A 19,033-nucleotide genomic window follows, 5' to 3' on the forward strand; every position below is an offset into this window, starting at 1 on the left:
GGCGCCGGCGCCCGGAGCCGGCAGTGCCGGCGCCGCCCCCCGCGCGCCGATGCCCCCGCGTCCCGCCGCTCCCGCGCCGCGCCCTGCCGCGCCCTCCCGTCCCGCGACGCCCGGGCCGTTCTCCGGGCTCGCCGCTGACTTCCGCTCCGAGCCCCGGGTCGACGCGCCGGCGCGTCCGCGCACTGAGCGCTCGTCGCTGGAGGACACCGCGCGCGACCTCAATCGCAGCCTGCGCCCCGAGCGCCCGGCCGCTCCCGCGCCGCGTGCCCCCGAGCCCCGAGCCCCTGAACCGCGTGCGCCCGAAGCCCGTTCGGCGCCCGCCTCCGAGCAGCCGCCCTTCCTGCCGCCGCGTCCGCGCCCGACCGAGTCGGCGACGCGCGCGCCCGCTCCGTCCCCGCGCCCGACCGAGCCGGCGGCGCGTGCCCCCGCGCCGTCCCCGCGCCCGATCGATCGCGGTGCGATCTCCGACGGCGCGGCCGACGCGATCTCGCGCGCCCTGTCCGAGCCGTTCGACCTTGGCGACGATCTCGGCCATCCCGCGCCGCGCGCCGATACCTACCGCACCGAGCCGCCGCCGGCGGATCGCCCGCTGCCGTCCTGGATGGCGCGCAGCGCCGCCGAGCAGGCTTCGAGCGCGCGCGCCCCGTCGGCCGCCCCCGATTTCGGCGCCGGCGACGAAGCCTATGACTACGGCCGCTCCGCGCTGGAAGGCGACGGCTACGAGGCGCAGGAAGGCGTCGACCAGACCTATGAGGTCGAGGCCGACGAGGAGCCGCGCCGTCGCGGCCGCAGCCGGCTGGTCATGATCGGCGGCCTGGTCGTGGTTGCCGTCGCCGCCACCGCCGGCGTCTACGCCTACATGTCCGGCCCGAGCGTCACCACCGTCAACGGCGAGCCGCCGGTGATCCATGCCGACCAGGGACCGAACAAGGTCGTGCCCGACAAGCCGCCGCAGGATCAGGCGAGCGAGGGCCAGAAGCTTATCTATGACCGCGTCGGCGGCGCCCCGACCACGGGCAACGAGAAGGTCGTCTCCAGCGAGGAGCAGCCGGTCGACATGTCGCAGGCCGCCCAGCCGCAGCCGCGCGTGATCCAAACCACGCCGGGCAACGGGCAGGCCAGTTCCGGCCAGCAGGCCGCCGCGCCCGCTCCCTCCGACATGACCGAGCCGAAGCGCGTGCGCACGCTGACCGTCCGCGCGGACGGCACCATCGTCGACGACGCCTCGCCCTCGCCTTCGCCGATGCCCTCGGACAGCCCGTCCGCGGTCGAATCCTCGGTCCAGCCGACCGCCTCCACGCCGATCGCCCTGAGCCCCGGCTCGGGCGCGCCGGTCTCGACCGATCCGACGCCGATGTCCAATACGCCGTCGATCGTGCCGAACGTGCCGCTGCCGCCGACCCGCGTCGCGGCGGTGCCCTCGACCGACAACACCCCGCCGGCCCCGGCGGCGACCTCCGAGCCCGCGCCGGCCGGCACCTATGTGGTGCAGGTCGCCTCGGTCCGCTCCGAGGCGGAGGCGCAGGCCACCTGGAAGTCGATGCAGGCGAAGTACCCCGGCATCCTCGGCAGCCAGCAGGTCGCCATCCGCCGCGCCGATCTCGGCGATCGCGGCATCTACTACCGCACCCAGGTGGGCTCGTTCGCGAGCCGCGACGAGGCGAACAATCTGTGTCAGGCGCTGCGCTCCCAGGGCGGCGACTGCATGGTCCAGCGTAACTGACCGCCGGCCCGACCCGATGACTTCCCGTGCGGCGCCGCGCGCCTTCATCACCGGCTGCGCCGAGACCCGCCTGTCGGCGCAGGAAACCGATTTCCTGCGCGAGGCGCGCCCCTGGGGGCTGATCCTGTTTCGGCGCAATGTCGAGACGCCCGAGCAGGTGGCGGCGCTGGTTTCCGCCTTCCGCGATATCGTCGGCCGGCCCGAGGCACCGGTGCTGATCGACCAGGAGGGCGGGCGCGTGCAGCGGCTGGGCCCGCCTCACTGGCCGGCCTATCCGCCCGCCGGCACCTTCGCCGCCATCGCCGAGACGGGCGAGGGGCCGCGCGCCGTCGAGGCCGCCCGGCTGGGGGCGCGGCTGATGGCGGAGGACCTCGCCGCGCTCGGCATCAATGTCGACTGCGTCCCCTGCGCGGACCTGCGCCTGCCCGAGGGCCACGGCATCATCGGCGACCGTGCCTATGGCGCGACGCCGGACGAGGTGGTCCCGCTCGCCCGCGCGGTGGCCGAGGGTATGATGAGCGGCGGCGTGCTGCCGGTGCTCAAGCACATTCCCGGCCACGGGCGCGCCCGCGCCGACAGCCATCTCAGCCTGCCCGTGGTGGAGACGCCGCGCGCGGTGCTGGAGGCGACCGACTTCGAGCCGTTCCGCCGCCTGAACGACCTGCCGCTCGGCATGACCGCCCATGTGGTCTATGCCGCGATCGATGCCGAACGCCCCGCCACCACCTCGCGCCGGATGATCGAGGAGATCATCCGCGGCGAGATCGGCTTCGACGGCGCGCTGATGAGCGACGACCTTTCCATGGGCGCGCTCGAGGGTTCGCTGGCGGATCGCGCCGAGGCTTCCTTCGCCGCCGGCTGCGACCTCGCCCTGCACTGCAACGGCGATTTCGCGGAGATGCGCGAGGTTGCCTCGCGCTCGCCGCTTCTCGCCGGCGAGGCGGCACGACGCTGCGAGGCGGCGCTGGCCCGGCTCGCCCAGCCGCATAAAATCGAACAAGCGCAGGCGCGCGCTCATTTTTCGGATATGATCGCGGCATCCTGAACGTCAGCCGCGATCTTCCATGGAACAGAGCCAATTCGCTTTCGAAGCGGACGCCCTACGCCGGACGGGCGAGCCTTCGCTCGTCGTGGACGTCGACGGCTTCGAAGGGCCGCTCGACCTGCTGCTCGCGCTCGCCCGCACGCAGAAGGTCGACCTCGCGCGCATCTCCATCCTGGAACTCGCCGAGCAGTACCTCGTCTTCATCGAGGAGGCGCGCCGCATCCGGCTCGAGCTGGCGGCCGACTATCTCGTCATGGCGGCGTGGCTCGCCTATCTGAAATCGCGGCTGCTGCTGCCCGAGCCGCCTCGCGAGGAGGGGCCGAGCGCGGCCGATCTCGCCGCCGACCTCACAGAGAGGCTGCGCCGGCTGGAGCGGATCCGCGGCGCCGCCGCCCATCTCGCCACGCGCGACCGCATCGGCCATGAGGTGTTCGGCCGTGGCGCGCCGGAGCCGCTGCGCAGCGAGGGAACGCCGGTCTATGAGGCGACGCTCTACGACCTGCTCGCCGCCTATGGCGCGCAGCGCCAGAAGATGGCGCTCTCGCGCGTGCGCTTCGCCCCGCGCAACGTCATTCCCCTCGCCGATGCGCGCGAGCGGCTGGAGCGGCTGATCGGCCGGCTGGCGCTGGGCGGCGAGTGGGCGCGGCTCGACGGTTTTCTGCTGAACTGGATGGCCGATCCGAAGATGCGCGCCACCGCGCTCGCCTCCGGCTTCTCGGCGAGCCTGGAAATGGTGCGCGAGGGGCTGATCGACGTGCAGCAGGAAGCGCCCTTCGCCCCGATCTGGATCCGCAGCCGGACCGAGGGGCGGACGCACGAAGCGTCGGACGATTCTTCGGACGGGGAGGACGCATGAGCGCCGAAGCGGCGCGCGTGCCGCACGACGCCCATGGCGCTTCCGGGCAGGAGGGCGACCGCAAGCCGGCGCTTCGCCTTCTGGAGGCGATGCTGTTCGCCGCCGGCGAGCCGCTCGACGAGGCGACGCTGGCCGCCCGCCTGCCGGAGGGTGCGGACCTGCCGGCCCTGCTCGCCGAGCTCTCGGCCGACTACGCCGCGCGCGGGGTGAACCTGGTGCGCGTCGCCGGCAAGTGGATGCTGCGCACCGCGCCGGACCTCGGCTTCCTGCTCGCCCGCGACAAGCCCGAACCGCGCCGCCTGTCGCGGGCGGCGCTGGAGACGCTGGCGATCATCGCCTACCACCAGCCGGCGACGCGCGCCGAGATCGAGGAAATCCGCGGCGTCTCCACCAACAAGGGCACGCTCGACGTGCTGCTGGCGGCGGGATGGGTGCGCATGCGCGGGCGACGGCGCAGCCCGGGCCGGCCGGTGACCTATGGCACCACCGAGCTGTTCCTGGTGCAGTTCGGCCTCGACGCGATCGGCGACCTGCCGGGCCTCGAGGAGCTGCGCGGCACCGGCCTGATTGACGCAAGGGTATCGGCTGGCCTAACGGTGCCGCTGCCCGACGACGACACGGCGCTGAAGGACGACGAGGACCCGCTGGAGCCCGAATTCGACCTCTCCTTCGCGCCCGAGCCCGAGGCGGGCGAAGACGAGGATGCGGGCGAGGACGCGGAAGGCTGACGGCGGGGCCGCGAACGTGTCCGGCCTCCGATACGCCTCGTCTCCGATACGCCCCGTCTCCGCGCCGATGAAAGAGCCGCGATGCAGCCGTCCCCCTCCCGTACCCCGGTCTCGCTGGCCAGCCGGCTGGTGCTGGACGACGTCCACCACGACTACGGGACGCTCGAGGCCGTGGCCGGCGTGTCGCTGGTGGTCGAGCCGGGCGAGATCCTGTGCCTGCTCGGCCCGTCCGGCTGCGGCAAGACCACGCTGCTGCGCCTCATCGCCGGCATCGAGCGCCCGAGCCGCGGGAGCATCCGGCTCGACCGCACCGAGGTGGCCGGGCCGGGGGCGTTCGTGCCGCCCGAGCAGCGCAATATCGGGCTGGTGTTCCAGGACTACGCGCTGTTTCCACACCTGACGAATCTCGAGAACGTCGCCTTCGGCCTGCGCGCGCTGAACCCGAAGGAAGCCCGCGAGGAGGCGCTGCGGGCGCTGCGCCGGGTGCGGCTCGAACACTATGCGGGCGACTTTCCCCATGCGCTTTCGGGTGGCGAGCAGCAGCGGGTTGCGCTGGCCCGCGCGCTCGTGCCGCGCCCCGGCATTCTCCTTATGGACGAACCGTTCTCGGGGCTGGACAGTCGCCTGCGCGGCAGTGTGCGCGCGGAAACGCTTAGCGTGCTGCGCGAGGCGCGCGCCACCTGCATCATCGTTACCCACGACCCGGAAGAGGCGATGCGGATGGGCGACCGCATCGCGCTGATGCGCGCCGGCACGCTGGTGCAGGTCGGCACGCCGGAGAAGCTCTACCGCAGCCCGGTGGATGTGGAAGTCGCCCGTTTCTTCTGCGAAATCAACGAGGTGGAAGGCATCGTCGGCGCGGGCCGGATCGTGACCCCGCTCGGCTCCTTCCCCGCGCCGGACCTCAAGGAGGGGGGCGGGGCGGTCGCCGCGATCCGCCCGCAGGGGCTTGAGCTGCGCGCGCCCGGCACCGGCATAGCGGGCCGGGTGGTGAGCCACCGCTTCCTTGGCGAGCTCGATCTCTACGAGGTGGCGGTCGAGGGGCTGGACCGCCCGCTGGTTGTACGGCGGCGAACGACCGCAGGGCTTTCGCGCGGGCATGACGTAGGCGTGCACATCGATCCGGCAGAGGTTCTTGTCTTCGCCTCGGCCCGGCCCTAGTGTCCCGGGTGGATTTGCGATGCGCGGCCGCTAGGGGCCGGCGGCGCTTCGATAAGGGAGTTTGATTATGGGTTCGTTGAGCATCTGGCATTGGATCATAGTGCTGGTGGTCGTGCTCCTCCTCTTCGGTCGCGGCAAGCTGTCCGAACTGATGGGAGACGCCGCCAAGGGCATCAAGGCCTTCAAGAAGGGCATGGCCGACGACGACGACGCGCCGCCCGCGAAGCCCGCGGAGCCGGTGCGTAACATCGACCATCAGCCGGCCACCGAAGCCGAACGTACCAAGGTCGGCTGATTCCCGATCTTCGGGTTCCAAGGATCGGGGAGGGGCGCCGCCGCGCGGCCCTGTCATAACCTATGCTTGATATCGGCTGGTCCGAGCTTCTGGTCGTCGCCATCATCGCGCTAGTCGTGATCGGGCCGAAGGAATTGCCGCGCGTGCTGCGCACGCTGGGGCAGTCCGTGGCCAAGTTGCGCCGCATGGCGGGCGAGTTCCAGGGGCAGTTCAACGAGGCGCTGCGCGAGGCGGAGCTGTCCGACCTCAAGGACAGCGTCAGCGGCCTTCGCAACGAGATCAGCGGCCTGGCGAGCGACGCGCAGAAGAGCATCTCCGGCGCGCTGCCGACCAATCCGCTGCACGATATCGACAGCGAGCTGAAGAGCGCGACCCAGCCGGTGGAGCGGGCGGACCTGCCCGCCGCCGAGCCGGTGACGCAGCTTCCCGAGCCGAGCGAGCTCGAGCCCTATGCGTTTGAGGACGTGGCCAACGAGGTGAAGGCGGCCGCCGCCAAGCTCGAGGCGGACCGCAAGGCGGCCGAGACGTCGGCGGAGGCCGCGCCGGCCAAGCCGAAGCGCAACCGCGCGGCCAAGCCTCCCGTTGTCGTCACCGAGGCATCTCCCGCGGAGAAGGCGTCCGTTGCGGAGCCGGGCGAGGCGAAGCCCAGGCGCGCGCCGCGGCGCAAGGCGCCGTCGCCGGCCGCGGAGCCGGAGGTCGCGCAGGCCGTCGCGGCACTGGACGATTCGACGCCGCCTGCCGCCGCCAGCCCGGCCGCGCCCGCCAAGGCCACCGCCAAGCCCGCCCGCAAGGCGAGCGTCCGCAAGCCCCGTGCGCCCAAGGCGGCGCCGGACGAACCGCCGACCGCTCCGTCGGGCGACGGCAATGAAGGGCCGGCGGCATGAGCCAGGAGGACATCGACGCCAGCAAGGCGCCGCTGATCGAGCACCTGATCGAGCTGCGCTCGCGGCTGATCAAGTCGCTGATCGCGTTCTTCGTCGCGTTCTTCGCCTGCTTCCTGCTGGGCAAGCACATCTACAACATCCTGCTCTGGCCCTATGAGTTCGCGGCCGGCGGGACGGAACATGTGAAGCTGATCTACACGGCGCCGCAGGAATTCCTGTTCACGCAGATCAAGCTCGGCATGTTCGGGGCGGCGTTCATCTCCTTCCCCGTGGTGGCGACGCAGATCTACATGTTCGTCGCGCCGGGCCTCTACAAGCACGAGCGCGGTGCCTTCAGGCCGTACCTTATCGCCACGCCGGTGTGCTTCCTGATCGGGGCGGCCTTCGTCTATTTCGTCGCCATGCCGCTGGCGATGACCTATTTCCTCTCCATGCAGCAGATGGCGGGGCCGGATTCGGCCGAAATCTCCATGCTGCCGCAGGTCAGCGAGTATCTGTCGCTGATCATGACGCTCATCTTCGCCTTCGGCATCTGCTTCCAGCTTCCGGTGGTGCTGACGCTGCTGGCGCAGATCGGCATCGTCACGTCGGACCAGCTCCGGAAGTTCCGCCGCTACGCCATCGTCGGCGTCTTCATCGCGGCGGCGGTGCTGACCCCGCCGGACGTGGTGAGCCAGATCGCCCTCGCGGTGCCGACCCTCATGCTCTACGAGGTGTCGCTGCTGCTGGTGCGCATGGTGGAGAAGAAGAAGGCGGCGGCGGACGGGGCGGCCGCGGGCGGGGCGACCTGAGCGTCGCCCCTCTGGCCCGCGTGGCGGACGCCTGCGAAGCTTCTCTTTCCAAAGCCGCTCTTGTCGCGACCGCGCCGATTGGGTAGGTCCGTGCCCCAACGGGCCGAGGCCCATGGGTAACGACGCCCGAGGGCAACGCCGAAGGGCGGGAGCGAGACTTCCATGCACGACATCAAATGGATCCGCGAGGAGCCGCAGGGCCTCGCCCGTGCGCTGGTGCGGCGCGGCACGCCGGAGGACGAGGCGCGGGCGCAAATCGACGCCCTGCTGGCGCTGGACGAGCGCCGCCGCGCCGGCATCGCCAAGCTGGAAGAGCTGCAGGCGCGCCGCAACGCCGCCTCCAAGGAGATCGGCGCCGCCAAGAAGGCGGGCGAGAACGACCGCGCCGAGACGCTGATGGCCGAGGTCGCCGCGCTCAAGACCGACATCCCCGCGCTCGAAGCGGACGTGAAGGCGGCCGAGGGCGAGCTGAACGACACGCTCGCCGCGATCCCCAATGCGCCGCTCGACAGCGTGCCGGAAGGGGCGGATGAGAGCGCCAATGTCGAGATCGACCATTTCGGCGCGCCGCGCGTCTTCCCCTTCACGCCGAAGCAGCATTTCGAGATCGGCGAGGGGCTCGGCCAGATGGATTTCGAGGCCGCCGCCAAGCTTTCGGGCGCGCGCTTCGTGGTGCTGAAGAGCCGCATCGCGCGGCTGGAGCGCGCCATCGGCCAGTTCTTCATCGACACCCATACGGAAGAGCACGGCTACACCGAGGTCGCGCCGCCGATCCTGGTGAAGGACGAGGCGATGTTCGGCACCGCGCAACTGCCGAAATTTGAAGATGATCAGTTTCTCGCCATAAATAAGGCATTTGTGGAACACGTTAAGCGCTTGGAGTTGCGAAAAAATCTAGATGAACTGAGAGGAATCGCGGAAGATGATGAACGCGATCCTGTGAGGGAATTTGTCGATAGATCGTACGTAACGATTCTTCACCACTTTGCCGAACAGGCCGGCATGGCACAAACCCGCCGCTGGCTCATCCCCACCGCTGAGGTCCCGCTGACCAACCTCGTCGCCCAGTCGATCCTCGCCGAGGACGAACTGCCGCTGCGCTTCACCGCGCTCACGCCCTGCTTCCGCGCCGAGGCCGGGGCGGCGGGGCGCGATACGCGCGGCATGATCCGCCAGCACCAGTTCAACAAGGTCGAGATGGTCTCGATCGTCGCGCCCGAGAAGTCGCTGGACGAGCAGGAGCGCATGCTCGCCTGCGCGCAGGCGGTGCTGAAGAAGCTCGACCTGCCGCACCGGGTGGTCGAGCTGTGCACCGGCGACATGGGCTTCGCCTCGGCGCGCACCTTCGACATCGAGGTGTGGCTGCCGGGCCAGAACGCCTATCGCGAGATTTCCTCGGTCTCGACCTGCACCGACTTCCAGGCCCGGCGCATGAATGCGCGCTACCGGCCGAAGGATTCCAAGCAGCCGCGCTTCGTCCACACGCTCAACGGCTCGGGCGTCGCGGTCGGGCGGGCGCTGGTGGCGGTCCTCGAGAACTACCAGAACGAGGACGGCTCCGTCACGGTGCCGGACGTGCTGGTGCCCTATATTGGCGGGCTGAAGACGATCGAACGGAACTGAGCCGCGGGCCGGGGCGTGCCCGGCCGCGGTCCTGCGGGAGAAACGAGCGGATCCATGCGCATTCTGGTCACCAATGACGACGGCATCCACGCCCCCGGTCTCGACGCGTGCGCGCGGATTGCGCAGGCGCTGTCGGACGATGTGTGGGTGGTGGCGCCCGAGACCGACCAGTCCGGCGTGTCGCATTCGCTCTCGCTGTCCGATCCGCTGCGCCTGCGGCAGGTCGAGGAGCGTCGCTTCGCGGTGAAGGGCACGCCGACCGACTGCGTCATCATGGCGGTGCGGCACCTGCTGAAGGACGCCAAGCCGGACCTCGTGCTCTCCGGCGTCAACCGCGGGCAGAACGTCGCCGAGGATGTCGGCTATTCCGGCACCGTCGCCGGCGCGATGGAAGGCACGGTGCTGGGCATCCCTTCGATCGCCCTGTCGCAGGCCTTCGGCTTCGCCACCCGCACCGCGCCGCCCTATACGGTGGCTGAGCATTTCGGCCCGGGCGTGGTGCGCACGCTGCTGGAGGAAGGGATGCCGGCGGGCATCCTCGTCAACGTCAACTTCCCCAACCGTCCGGTCGAGGAGGTGCGGGGCGTGAAGGTGACGGCGCAGGGCCAGCGCAACCAGGACCTCTTGCGCATCGACCAGCGCTCCGACGGGCGCGGCAACCCCTATTTCTGGATCGCCTTCGAGAAGCGGGTGTTCGAGCCGGCCAACGGCTCGGACCTGCATGCGCTGGACGAGGGCTGCATCTCGGTGACGCCGCTGCGGCTCGATATGACCGACGAGCCGATGATGACGCGCCTCGCGCAGGTATTCCGCGGCTGAACGGTAACCGCGCGTTGACGAGTCTGCGCTCACAGATCCCATAGGGAAGGCGAGCGGAGGCGGCGGTGACGGAAGCCGAGAAGAACGAACTGGTGGAGCGTGCCGAGCTGCTTCTGGCGCTGCGCCGGCGAGGGCTGCTCGACAACCGCGTCATGCGCGCCTTCGAGGAGGTGCCGCGCGATCGCTTCGTCGACCCCGCCTTCCGCGATCTCGCCTGGGCCGACCAGACGCTGCCGATCGAATGCGGGCAGACCATCAGCCAGCCCTCTGTGATCGCCTCGATGACGCAGGCGCTGGAGCTCGATTCGACCCATTCGGTGCTGGAGGTCGGCACCGGCACCGGCTACCAGGCCGCCATCATGGGCCATATCGCCCGCCGCGTGGTGACGCTGGAGCGCTATCGCACGCTGGCCCATTCGGCGGCGGTGCGGCTGCGCCAGCTCGGCCTCGCCAATGTCGAAGTGATCGTCGCCGACGGCACGCAGGGCCTGTTCGCTCGCGCGCCCTTCGACCGCATCGTGCTCACCGCCGCCGTGAGCGAAGTGCCGGCGCCCCTGATCGAGCAGCTCGCGCCCGAGGGCATCCTCATCGCCCCGCTCGGCCCGCCCGACGACACCCAGACGCTGGTGCGGCTGCGCAAGCCGGGCGAGGGGCGGGAGGGGCAGGCGATGGAGCGGCGCGACCTCGGCCGGGTGCGTTTTGTTCCGATAATGGCGGGAATCGCGGCCAGCCTCTGATTTTTTGCCGCGAATTCGCCGCCAATCCTGCCGCAGCGCCACCGACTTAAGCCGACGTTTACCTATACAGGTCTTTAATCCGTGCGTGTCTAGAGTACGGGTGTGGTGCGATGCGTAATTTCCTGCCGGCGTCCGGTTGCAGGCCTATTGTGCGGCTGTCCATCGTGGCTCTTCTTGGAGGGGTCGCGGCCGCGTGTAGTTCGGATGTCGGCCGCTTCGGTGCACAGACCGGGGCGCCGGCCTATACCGGCTCGGTCGCCGCAGCGCCGACAGGCTCAGTGCAGGGCGCGCCGATGGCGCCTCCCGGCGGAGCGGTCGCCTCCAGCTATCCCTCGCCCTACGGCCAGCCGGTGCCGCAGCCCTATGGCACGCCGCGCCAGATGGCGAGCGCCAACCCGCAGCAGCCGGTCTACGGCACGCAGCCGGCCTATGGCGCCCAGCCCGGCTACGGCGCGCAGCCCCAGCAGACCTACGGTGCCCAGCCCGCTTATGGCAGCCAGCCGGCCTATGGCCAGCCGCAGCCGCTCTACGGCACCCGCCCGCAGCCGGCGCCCGTCGCCGCCACGCCCGAGCCGCCGGCTTCTCCCGCGCCGGTTGTCACGGCGGCCGCCACCGGCGGCGGCTCGCATGTCGTCACCTCGGGCGAGACGCTGAGCTCGATCTCCCGCACCTATGGCATCGCCCGCGGCTCGCTCGCGGCGGCGAACGGCCTCGACATGAACGCACAGGTGCGGATCGGCCAGAAGCTGACCATTCCCGCCGCCGGCGCGCCGGTCGTCGCCAGCGCCTCCCGGGTTCCCGAGCCGCCGGCCGTGCCGGCCGCCCCGGCGGCAAAGCCGCTCGCCGCGCCGACCCCGTCCGTCGCCGCCGCGCCGAACGCGGCGCCTGCGCCCGCCAAACCGCAGACGATCGCCGCCGTGAAGCCCTCCGAGACCCCGGACGAGGTGCGCACCGACAACAACGTGCAGTTCCGCTGGCCGGTGCGCGGGCGCGTCATCTCCGGCTTCGGGCCGAAGCCGGGCGGGCAACAGAACGAGGGCATCAACGTCTCGGTGCCGGAAGGCACCTCGATCAAGGCCGCCGAGGACGGCGTCGTCGCCTATGCCGGCAGCGAGCTGAAGGGCTACGGCAACCTGGTGCTGATCAAGCACTCGGACGGCTACGTGACCGCCTACGCCCACAATAGCGAGATCGACGTGAAGAAGGGCGACACCGTCCGCCGCGGGCAGGTGATCGCCAAGGCGGGCCAGACCGGCAACGTCTCGACCCCGCAGCTCCACTTCGAGATCCGCAAGGGCTCTCAGCCGGTGGACCCCTCGCAGTATCTCGCCGGGCTCTGAGCGCCGCACCCGATCAGCCAGGCGGGGTCACACCCGCCTGACACGATGCCGGCGCGACGAGTGGACCTTGGCGCCGGTCAGCGCGGGGCGGCGGGCGGTTCCGACAGCGATACCCCAAGCCGCCCCGCGACATCCTGAACATACTGCCACGCCGTACGGCCCGAGCGCGCCCCGCGCGTCGTCGCCCATTCCAGCGCCTCGCGGCGCAGCGTCTCGGCGTCGATCGGGATGGCGAAATGGGCGGCATAGCCGTTCACCATGGCGAGATAGTCGTCCTGGTCGCATTTGTGGAAGCCGAGCCACAGCCCGAAGCGGTCGGACAGCGACACCTTCTCCTCCACCGCCTCGCCGGGATTGATGGCGGTCGAGCGCTCGTTCTCCATCATGTCGCGCGGGATCAGGTGGCGGCGGTTCGACGTGGCGTAGAAGATCACGTTCTCCGGCCGCCCCTCGATGCCGCCCTCCAGAACCGCCTTGAGCGACTTGTACGAGGTGTCGTCGGCATCGAAGGACAGGTCGTCGCAGAACACGATGAAGCGGTAGGCGCTGGCGCGCATCAGCGTCATCAGCGCCGGCAGGGTCTCGATATCCTCGCGGTGGATCTCGACCAGCTTGAGCGGCTTCAGCCCCTCCGCCGCCATGCTGCGATTGACGTCGGCGTGCGAGGCCTTGACCAGCGAGCTCTTGCCCATGCCGCGCGCGCCCCAGAGCAGGGCGTTGTTGGCGGGCAGGCCGCGGGCGAAGCGCAGCGTGTTGTCCACCAGCATGTCGCGCGTGCGGTCGATGCCCTTGAGCAGTTCCATCTCGACGCGGTTGACGCGCGGCACCGGCTCGAGGTGGCGGGCCTCGGCCTGCCAGACGAAGGCGTCGGCGGCGTCGAAGTCCGCCGAGGCGGCGCGGGCCGGGGCGATGCGCTCCAGCGCGTCGGCGATGCGCACGAGAACGGCGCCGAGGTCCGGGGAGGCGAGGTCGTCAGGCAGCGAGGTCATGTCGAGGCTCCTTCAGCCCGGCGGGAATAGCCAGACCGGAGCTTCCGGACAAGCCGTCGCAGCGCCGCGGCGCGGGCTTTCCTATCCGTGACCGGCGGGCTTGTGGACGGCGTTTGCAATCGGCAGGCGCACCAGTATAGTCCGCGCCGCTTCGCCGGGCCTTTCGCCCGCCTATATCTGACGGACAAGGAACCGACATGTTCATCACGCCCGCCTATGCGCAGGCCGCCGGCCCCGCCGGCACCGACATGCTGATGTCGCTGCTGCCCTTCGTGCTGATCTTCGTGATCATGTACTTCCTGATCCTGCGTCCCCAGCAGAAGAAGGTGAAGACGCATCAGGAGATGGTGAAGAACATCCGCCGCGGCGACACGGTGGTCACGTCCGGCGGCCTGATCGGCAAGGTGTCGCGGGTGGTGGACGATTCGGAGATCGAGCTGCAGCTCGCCGAAGGCGTGAAGATCCGCCAGCTTCGCAGCATGGTCTCGGAAGTGCGCGCCAAGGGCGAGCCGGCCAAGGAAGAAGGCGCCGCCTGACGGCCTACCCCTGCGGCCGCGCGCCTGCGAAGCGGCCGGAAAGATCGACATGCTCTACTTTTCCAAATGGAAGGCCATCGCGATCCTGGCGGCGTGTGCGATCATCGGGCTGATGATCGTGCCGAGTCTGATCCCGTCGGCCGCTTACGACGCCCTGCCGAGCTTCCTGCAGCGCAAGATCGTGCTCGGGCTCGACCTGCAGGGCGGGTCCTACATCGTGCTTCAGGTCGACCAGTCCGAGGTGCGCAAGGGCCGGCTCGAGCAGCTTCGCGACGATGCTCGCCGCGTGCTGCGCGACGACCGCATCGGCTATAGCGGCCTCGGCATCCAGGGCGATTCCGTTCAGGTGCGCATCCGCGAGGGGCAGGATGCCGACGGCGCCTACACCAAGCTGCGTGCGCTCGCCCAGCCGATCGGCGGCGCCCTGTCGGCGACCGGGCAGCTCGACACCGACGTGTCGCGCGACGGCAACGTGATCACCATCACCCCGACCAGCACCGGCATCCAGGCGCGCACCATCCAGGCGGTGTCGCAGTCGATCGAGATCATCCGCAAGCGTATCGACCAGCTCGGCACCACCGAGCCCTCGATCCAGCGCCAGGGATCGGACCGCATCCAGGTTCAGGTGCCGGGCCTGCAGGACCCCTCGCGCCTCAAGGCGCTGCTCGGCCAGACCGCCAAGCTGAGCTTCCGCCTCGTCGACAACACGATGAGCGCCCAGCAGGCGCTGCAGGGCCGTCCGCCCGCGGGCACGCAGGTGCTCTATTCCGACGCCAACCCGCCCGTGCCCTACCTGATCGAGGACCGGGTGCTGGTGGCGGGCGAGGACCTGACCGACGCCCAGCCGAGCTTTGATCCGCAGACGCGCGAGCCGGTCGTCACCTTCCGCTTCAACACCAACGGCGCGCGCCGCTTCGCCGAAGCGACGCAGGCCAATGTCGGGCGGCCCTTCGCCATCATCCTCGACAACAAGGTGATCTCGGCGCCGGTGATCCGCGAGCCGATCCTCGGCGGCTCGGGCCAGATCAGCGGCAGCTTCTCCGTGCAGGAAGCCAACGACCTCGCCATCCTGCTGCGCGCAGGCGCGCTGCCGGTGCCGCTGCAGGTGGTGGAGGAGCGCACGGTCGGTCCCGGCCTCGGCGCGGATTCGATCCGGGCCGGCATCATCGCCTCCATCGTCGGCGCCTCCGCCGTGGCGGTGTTCATGGTCGCGACCTATGGCGTGTTCGGCATCGTCGCCGTCTTCGCCGTGGCGATCAACGTGGCGATGATCATGGGCCTGCTGGCCATGCTCGGCGCGACGCTCACCCTGCCGGGAATCGCCGGCGTGGTGCTCACGGTCGGCATCGCGGTGGACTCCAACGTGCTGATCTACGAGCGCATACGCGAGGAGGCGAGGGCGGGCCGGTCGGCCATCTCGGCCATCGACGCGGGCTTCTCGCGCGCGCTGGCGACCATCCTCGATTCGAACATCACCACCTTCATCGCGGCTGCCGTGCTGTTCTATGTCGGCTCGGGTCCGGTACGCGGCTTCGCCATCACCTTCGGCATCGGCATCATGACGACCGTGTTCACCGCCTTCACCCTCACGCGCCTCATGGTGGCGATGTGGGTGCGCTGGCGGCGCCCCCAGCACGTGCCGATCTGAGAAAGGCGAGCACCCATGCGTCTGCTCCGCATCGTTCCGGACGACACCAATTTCGACTTCATCCGCTTCCGGCGCATCAGCTTCCCGATCTCGGCGATCTTGTCGATCGTGGCGCTGACCGCCTTCCTCACGCTCGGGCTGAATTTCGGCATCGACTTCAAGGGCGGCACGCTGCTCGAGGTGCGCTACCCGAACAACTCGCTGAACATGGCCGACGTCCGCTCCAAGCTCGAGGCGCTTGACCTCGGTGAGGTGCAGATCCAGGAGATCGGCAATGACGGCGAGGTGCTGATCCGCGTCGCCGAGCAGCCGGGCGGCGAGCAGGCGCAGCAGGCGGTGGTCGGCAAGGTGCGCGGCACGCTCGGCGACACGGTGGAGTACCGCCGCGTCGAGGTGGTGGGCCCGCGCGTCTCGCAGGAACTGCTGAGCTACGGCATCGTCGGGCTGATGCTCGCCGTGTTCTGCATCCTGGTCTATCTGTGGTTCCGCTTCGAATGGCAGTTCGCGCTCGGTGCCTCGATCGCCAACTTCCATGACATCGTGCTCACCATCGGGTTCATGGCGATCTTCCAGATCGACTTCGACCTGACGAGCGTGGCGGCGCTGCTCACCATCCTCGGCTACTCGCTGAACGACACGATCGTCATCTACGACCGCATCCGCGAGATGCTGCGTCGCTACAAGAAGATGCCGACCGAGGAACTGCTCAACCATTCGATCAACTCGACGCTCTCGCGCTCGGTCATCACCCATGTCACGGTGACGCTGGCGCTGCTGGCGCTGGTGCTGTTCGGCGGGCGGGCGATCCACTCCTTCTCGGTGACGATGCTGTTCGGCGTGGTGCTGGTTGGCACCTACACCTCGATCTTCATCGCCTCGCCGCTGCTGATCTATCTCGGCGTCACCACGCGCACGCTGGTGGAGAAGGAGCCGAAGACGGCGAATCCGCGCGCGGAGCGCATCGCGCCCTGATGCCTCCGGCCTGACGGGAGCCCGCGGACGGGCTCCCCGCAGCCTCGCCGCCCGGAGCAGGGCGCGATCCCGGCGCCCGAAGAGGAAGCCATGGCCACGCCCGACGCCCATCTGCCGCTCCAGGTGCCGATCGATGGCTATGGCCGCTTCGCCTTCCATTTCTCCGGCATGGCCTCCGAGGGCTCGCTGCTGGCGCTGCCCTCGGGCATGCACGCCTGGGCGCCGCGCGTGCCGGCCGATATCGACGCGGGCGCACTGGCGCGCGTGTTCGAGCAGGCGGCGGAGATCGAGCTCCTGCTGATCGGCACCGGCGTCGATCCCTGGGCGATACCCGACGCGCTGCGCTGGCGCCTGCGCGATGCTGGCATCTCCGTCGACGCCATGCCGACCCGCGCGGCGGCCTCGACCTACAACGTGCTCCTCGCCGAGGACAGGGCGGTCGCCGCCGCGCTGCTGGCGCTGCCATGACCACCACCGACACCGACTATTGCGCCGCGCTGGTGCGCGGACTCGACCGCGACCGCTACATCGCCGACCTGTTCGCGCCGGCGGACAAGCGCGGGGCGCTGTTCGCGCTGCACGCCTTCAATGCCGAGGTCGCGCGGGTGCGCGAGGCGATCACCAACCCGATGGCGGGGGAGGTGCGGCTGCAATGGTGGAGCGACGCGCTGATCGGCGGCGCGCGGGGAGATGTGCGGGCCAACCCGGTGGCGGGCGCGCTGCTGGAGGCGGTCGAGACCTACGACCTGCCACGCGAGACCTTCTTTTCGCTGCTCGATGCGCGCATCTTCGACCTCTATGACGACCCGATGCCGTCGGTGAACGACCTCGAGGGGTATGCCGGCGAGACGTCCTCGGCGCTGATCCGCCTCGCCACCATCGTGCTGACCGGGGCGGCCGATCGGGCGTCGGCCGAGGTGGCGGGCCATGCCGGTGTCGCCTATGCGATCACCGGGCTGCTGCGGGCCTTTCCCTTCCACGCGCGGCGCGGCCAGTGCTACGTGCCGCTCGACATCCTCGCTGCGCACGGCCTGACTCGCGAGGACGCCGTCTCCGGCCAGGCGAGCCCGGCCCTGCGCGCGGCGCTCGGCGAGATGCGGGCGCTGGCGCGGCGCCACTACGACAAGGCGATCGCGGCGCTGGCGGGCACCGACCCCGCCAACCTGCCGGCCTTCCTGCCGCTGGCGCTGGTGCCCGGCGACCTGTCGCGCATGACGCGCCCGCACGACCCTTTCACCGGCGTGCCCGCCCTGCCGCCGCTGCTGCGGATCTGGGCGCTGTGGCGCGGGGCGCGCTCGCTGCGGCGCGCGGTGTAGGCGCGCATTGACGCGCTCGCGCGCCAGCCGTCATAACTCGCCGGTTCCTTCCCCACCGACAGGATGCAGCATGTTCCCGAAGCCCTCGGCGTCACTTGTTCCGAACACCTATGCGTATGAGACGGTGCCTCTGGTGAAGCCGACGGGGTTTCGCGAATATGACGCGCGCTGGCTGTTCGGCTCGGAGCTGAACCTGATGGGGGTGCAGGCGCTGGGGCTCGGGCTCGGCACGCTGATCCACGAGCTTGGGGTGCGCCCGGAAGTGGTGACCGGGCACGACTTCCGCGGCTACTCGGCCTCGATCAAGCAGGCGCTGGCGCTGGGGCTGATGGCGGCCGGGGTGAAGGTGCACGACATCGGTCTCGCTCTGTCGCCGATGGCCTATTTCGCCCAGTTCGCGCTCGACATTCCCTGCGTCGCCATGGTCACCGCCTCGCATAACGACAATGGCTGGACCGGGGTGAAGATGGGGGTGAACCGGCCGCTGACCTTCGGCCCCGACGAGATGAGCCGGCTGAAGGAGATCGTGCTCTCGGGCGCCGGGCAGGTGCGCCCGGGCGGCGGCTACCGCTATGTCGCCGACTTCCCCGAGGTCTACATCAAGGACCTGACCGACCGGCCGAAGCTGAAGCACCCGGTGAAGGCGGTGGTGGCCTGCGGCAACGGCACGGCGGGCGCCTTCGCGCCGCGCATCCTGGAGGCACTGGGGGTCGAGGTGGTGCCGCTCGACACCGAGCTCGACCACACCTTCCCGAAGTACAATCCCAACCCGGAAGACCTCGAGATGCTGCACGCCATGCGCGATGCGGTGCTGGCCTCGGGGGCGGATGTCGGGCTCGGCTTCGACGGCGACGGCGACCGCTGCGGGGTGGTGGACGACCAGGGCGAGGAGATCTTCGCCGACAAGGTGGGGGTGATGCTGGCGCGCGACCTCTCCGCGCTCCATCCCGGCGCGACCTTCGTGGTGGACGTGAAGTCGACCGGTCTGTTCATGACCGACCCGGTGCTCGTCGCCAACGGCGTGAAGGCGGACTACTGGAAGACCGGGCACTCCTACATGAAGCGGCGGGTGCACGAGAGCGGGGCGCTGGTGGGGTTCGAGAAGTCGGGCCACTACTTCTTCAACCGGCCGATCGGGCGCGGCTATGACGACGGCCTCGTCTCGGCGATCGCCATCCTCGACATGCTGGACCGCAACCCGGGCAGGAAGCTCTCCGAATTGCGGGACGCGCTGCCGCGGACCTGGTCCTCGCCGACCATGTCGCCGCACTGCGCGGACGAGACCAAGTACGGGGTGGTCGAGGCGGTGGTGAAGCACTTCGAGGCGATGAAGGCGCGGGGCGAGACGATCGACGGCCAGCCGATCCGCGACCTGGTCACGGTGAACGGGGTGCGGGTGACGGTGGAGGACGGCTCCTGGGGACTGGTGCGGGCGTCCTCGAACAAGCCGGAGCTTGTGGTGGTGGTGGAGAGCCCGGTGTCGGAGGCGCGCATGCGCGACATGTTCAAGCTGGTCGACGGCGTGCTGCGCACCCACCCGGAAGTCGGCGCCTATAATCAGAGCCTGTGA

Annotated in this window: 19 protein-coding genes; 18 read left to right on the forward strand and 1 reads right to left on the reverse strand. The window is 70.1% G+C overall.

Translation table 11 applies throughout. The features are described from left to right. The 12 genes from NVS83_RS23095 to NVS83_RS23150 form a co-directional block, all read left to right on the forward strand. The coding region (locus tag NVS83_RS23095) for an SPOR domain-containing protein (protein WP_258741630.1) at nucleotides 1-1,723 on the forward strand (1,723 nt) is incomplete at its 5' end. A 16-nt stretch (nucleotides 1,724-1,739) separates the two neighbouring features. Next, nucleotides 1,740-2,768 carry a beta-N-acetylhexosaminidase gene (gene nagZ, locus NVS83_RS23100; RefSeq protein WP_258741631.1) on the forward strand — a complete coding sequence of 343 codons (1,029 nt, stop codon included), beginning with the start codon at nucleotides 1,740-1,742 and terminating at the stop codon, nucleotides 2,766-2,768. 19 nt (nucleotides 2,769-2,787) lie between these two features. Beyond that, on the forward strand, nucleotides 2,788-3,624 hold the full coding sequence (locus NVS83_RS23105) for a segregation and condensation protein A (RefSeq protein WP_258741632.1): 837 nt from the start codon (nucleotides 2,788-2,790) through the stop codon (nucleotides 3,622-3,624). After that, nucleotides 3,621-4,352 carry an SMC-Scp complex subunit ScpB gene (gene scpB, locus NVS83_RS23110; protein WP_258741633.1) on the forward strand — a complete coding sequence of 244 codons (732 nt, stop codon included), beginning with the start codon at nucleotides 3,621-3,623 and terminating at the stop codon, nucleotides 4,350-4,352. Before NVS83_RS23105 ends, scpB begins: the two co-directional genes overlap by 4 nt. An 81-nt stretch (nucleotides 4,353-4,433) precedes the next feature. Beyond that, nucleotides 4,434-5,513, forward strand: a complete 1,080-nt coding sequence (locus NVS83_RS23115) for an ABC transporter ATP-binding protein (protein ID WP_258741634.1) — start codon at nucleotides 4,434-4,436, stop codon at nucleotides 5,511-5,513. 67 nt (nucleotides 5,514-5,580) lie between these two features. Next, on the forward strand, nucleotides 5,581-5,808 hold the full coding sequence (locus NVS83_RS23120) for a twin-arginine translocase TatA/TatE family subunit (protein ID WP_258733052.1): 228 nt from the start codon (nucleotides 5,581-5,583) through the stop codon (nucleotides 5,806-5,808). Between the two features lie 62 nt (nucleotides 5,809-5,870). Next, nucleotides 5,871-6,692, forward strand: a complete 822-nt coding sequence (gene tatB, locus NVS83_RS23125) for a Sec-independent protein translocase protein TatB (protein WP_258741635.1) — start codon at nucleotides 5,871-5,873, stop codon at nucleotides 6,690-6,692. Next, nucleotides 6,689-7,483, forward strand: coding sequence for a twin-arginine translocase subunit TatC (gene tatC, locus NVS83_RS23130; protein ID WP_258741646.1), 795 nt, complete (start codon nucleotides 6,689-6,691; stop codon nucleotides 7,481-7,483). The genes tatB and tatC overlap by 4 nt, the downstream gene beginning before the upstream one ends. A 162-nt stretch (nucleotides 7,484-7,645) precedes the next feature. After that, the gene (gene serS, locus NVS83_RS23135; RefSeq protein ID WP_258741648.1) at nucleotides 7,646-9,106 is read left to right on the forward strand and encodes a serine--tRNA ligase; all 1,461 of its coding nucleotides are present in this window, start codon (nucleotides 7,646-7,648) and stop codon (nucleotides 9,104-9,106) included. Between the two features lie 54 nt (nucleotides 9,107-9,160). Then, nucleotides 9,161-9,925, forward strand: coding sequence for a 5'/3'-nucleotidase SurE (gene surE, locus NVS83_RS23140; protein WP_258741654.1), 765 nt, complete (start codon nucleotides 9,161-9,163; stop codon nucleotides 9,923-9,925). A 65-nt stretch (nucleotides 9,926-9,990) separates the two neighbouring features. Then, on the forward strand, nucleotides 9,991-10,662 hold the full coding sequence (locus NVS83_RS23145) for a protein-L-isoaspartate(D-aspartate) O-methyltransferase (protein WP_258741656.1): 672 nt from the start codon (nucleotides 9,991-9,993) through the stop codon (nucleotides 10,660-10,662). Nucleotides 10,663-10,826: 164 nt separating this feature from the next. Continuing rightward, nucleotides 10,827-12,002, forward strand: coding sequence for a peptidoglycan DD-metalloendopeptidase family protein (locus NVS83_RS23150; RefSeq protein ID WP_258741658.1), 1,176 nt, complete (start codon nucleotides 10,827-10,829; stop codon nucleotides 12,000-12,002). 77 nt (nucleotides 12,003-12,079) lie between these two features. Here the strand turns inward: NVS83_RS23150 and NVS83_RS23155 are convergent, their stop codons facing one another. Continuing rightward, nucleotides 12,080-12,991, reverse strand: coding sequence for an ATP-binding protein (locus NVS83_RS23155; RefSeq protein ID WP_258741660.1), 912 nt, complete (start codon nucleotides 12,989-12,991; stop codon nucleotides 12,080-12,082). A gap of 197 nt (nucleotides 12,992-13,188) precedes the next feature. On the opposite strand from NVS83_RS23155, the gene yajC reads away from it, so the two are divergent. The 6 genes from yajC to NVS83_RS23185 all read left to right on the forward strand — a co-directional run bounded on the left by yajC (nucleotide 13,189) and on the right by NVS83_RS23185 (nucleotide 19,033). Beyond that, on the forward strand, nucleotides 13,189-13,527 hold the full coding sequence (yajC, locus tag NVS83_RS23160) for a preprotein translocase subunit YajC (RefSeq protein ID WP_258733044.1): 339 nt from the start codon (nucleotides 13,189-13,191) through the stop codon (nucleotides 13,525-13,527). Nucleotides 13,528-13,576: 49 nt separating this feature from the next. Next, nucleotides 13,577-15,175 (forward strand): protein translocase subunit SecD, encoded by a 1,599-nt coding sequence (gene secD, locus NVS83_RS23165; RefSeq protein WP_258741662.1) that lies wholly within the window; start codon nucleotides 13,577-13,579, stop codon nucleotides 15,173-15,175. A gap of 15 nt (nucleotides 15,176-15,190) precedes the next feature. Then, nucleotides 15,191-16,147, forward strand: a complete 957-nt coding sequence (gene secF, locus NVS83_RS23170) for a protein translocase subunit SecF (RefSeq protein ID WP_258741664.1) — start codon at nucleotides 15,191-15,193, stop codon at nucleotides 16,145-16,147. Nucleotides 16,148-16,237: 90 nt separating this feature from the next. Further along, a complete protein-coding gene (locus NVS83_RS23175) occupies nucleotides 16,238-16,615 on the forward strand; it encodes an Mth938-like domain-containing protein (RefSeq protein WP_258741666.1) in 378 nt (125 codons plus the stop codon). Beyond that, nucleotides 16,612-17,463: a phytoene/squalene synthase family protein gene (locus tag NVS83_RS23180; RefSeq protein WP_258741668.1), complete on the forward strand. Its 852-nt coding sequence runs from the start codon at nucleotides 16,612-16,614 to the stop codon at nucleotides 17,461-17,463. The genes NVS83_RS23175 and NVS83_RS23180 overlap by 4 nt, the downstream gene beginning before the upstream one ends. Nucleotides 17,464-17,533: 70 nt before the next feature. Further along, nucleotides 17,534-19,033 carry a phosphomannomutase/phosphoglucomutase gene (locus NVS83_RS23185; RefSeq protein ID WP_258741669.1) on the forward strand — a complete coding sequence of 500 codons (1,500 nt, stop codon included), beginning with the start codon at nucleotides 17,534-17,536 and terminating at the stop codon, nucleotides 19,031-19,033.

This window comes from Ancylobacter mangrovi (genome assembly GCF_024752335.1).
GTDB classification, from domain to species: Bacteria; Pseudomonadota; Alphaproteobacteria; order Rhizobiales; family Xanthobacteraceae; genus Ancylobacter; species Ancylobacter mangrovi.

What these genes read in the sequence shown, in the direction of transcription:
- nagZ (WP_258741631.1), top strand. Translation starts at nt 1,740, where the DNA reads ATGACTTCCCGTGCGGCGCCGCGCGCCTTCATCACCGGCTGCGCCGAG.
- NVS83_RS23105 (WP_258741632.1), top strand. Translation starts at nt 2,788, where the DNA reads ATGGAACAGAGCCAATTCGCTTTCGAAGCGGACGCCCTACGCCGGACG.
- scpB (WP_258741633.1), top strand. Translation starts at nt 3,621, where the DNA reads ATGAGCGCCGAAGCGGCGCGCGTGCCGCACGACGCCCATGGCGCTTCC.
- NVS83_RS23115 (WP_258741634.1), top strand. Translation starts at nt 4,434, where the DNA reads ATGCAGCCGTCCCCCTCCCGTACCCCGGTCTCGCTGGCCAGCCGGCTG.
- NVS83_RS23120 (WP_258733052.1), top strand. Translation starts at nt 5,581, where the DNA reads ATGGGTTCGTTGAGCATCTGGCATTGGATCATAGTGCTGGTGGTCGTG.
- tatB (WP_258741635.1), top strand. Translation starts at nt 5,871, where the DNA reads ATGCTTGATATCGGCTGGTCCGAGCTTCTGGTCGTCGCCATCATCGCG.
- tatC (WP_258741646.1), top strand. Translation starts at nt 6,689, where the DNA reads ATGAGCCAGGAGGACATCGACGCCAGCAAGGCGCCGCTGATCGAGCAC.
- serS (WP_258741648.1), top strand. Translation starts at nt 7,646, where the DNA reads ATGCACGACATCAAATGGATCCGCGAGGAGCCGCAGGGCCTCGCCCGT.
- surE (WP_258741654.1), top strand. Translation starts at nt 9,161, where the DNA reads ATGCGCATTCTGGTCACCAATGACGACGGCATCCACGCCCCCGGTCTC.
- NVS83_RS23155 (WP_258741660.1), bottom strand. Translation starts at nt 12,991, where the DNA reads ATGACCTCGCTGCCTGACGACCTCGCCTCCCCGGACCTCGGCGCCGTT.
- yajC (WP_258733044.1), top strand. Translation starts at nt 13,189, where the DNA reads ATGTTCATCACGCCCGCCTATGCGCAGGCCGCCGGCCCCGCCGGCACC.
- secD (WP_258741662.1), top strand. Translation starts at nt 13,577, where the DNA reads ATGCTCTACTTTTCCAAATGGAAGGCCATCGCGATCCTGGCGGCGTGT.
- secF (WP_258741664.1), top strand. Translation starts at nt 15,191, where the DNA reads ATGCGTCTGCTCCGCATCGTTCCGGACGACACCAATTTCGACTTCATC.
- NVS83_RS23175 (WP_258741666.1), top strand. Translation starts at nt 16,238, where the DNA reads ATGGCCACGCCCGACGCCCATCTGCCGCTCCAGGTGCCGATCGATGGC.
- NVS83_RS23180 (WP_258741668.1), top strand. Translation starts at nt 16,612, where the DNA reads ATGACCACCACCGACACCGACTATTGCGCCGCGCTGGTGCGCGGACTC.
- NVS83_RS23185 (WP_258741669.1), top strand. Translation starts at nt 17,534, where the DNA reads ATGTTCCCGAAGCCCTCGGCGTCACTTGTTCCGAACACCTATGCGTAT.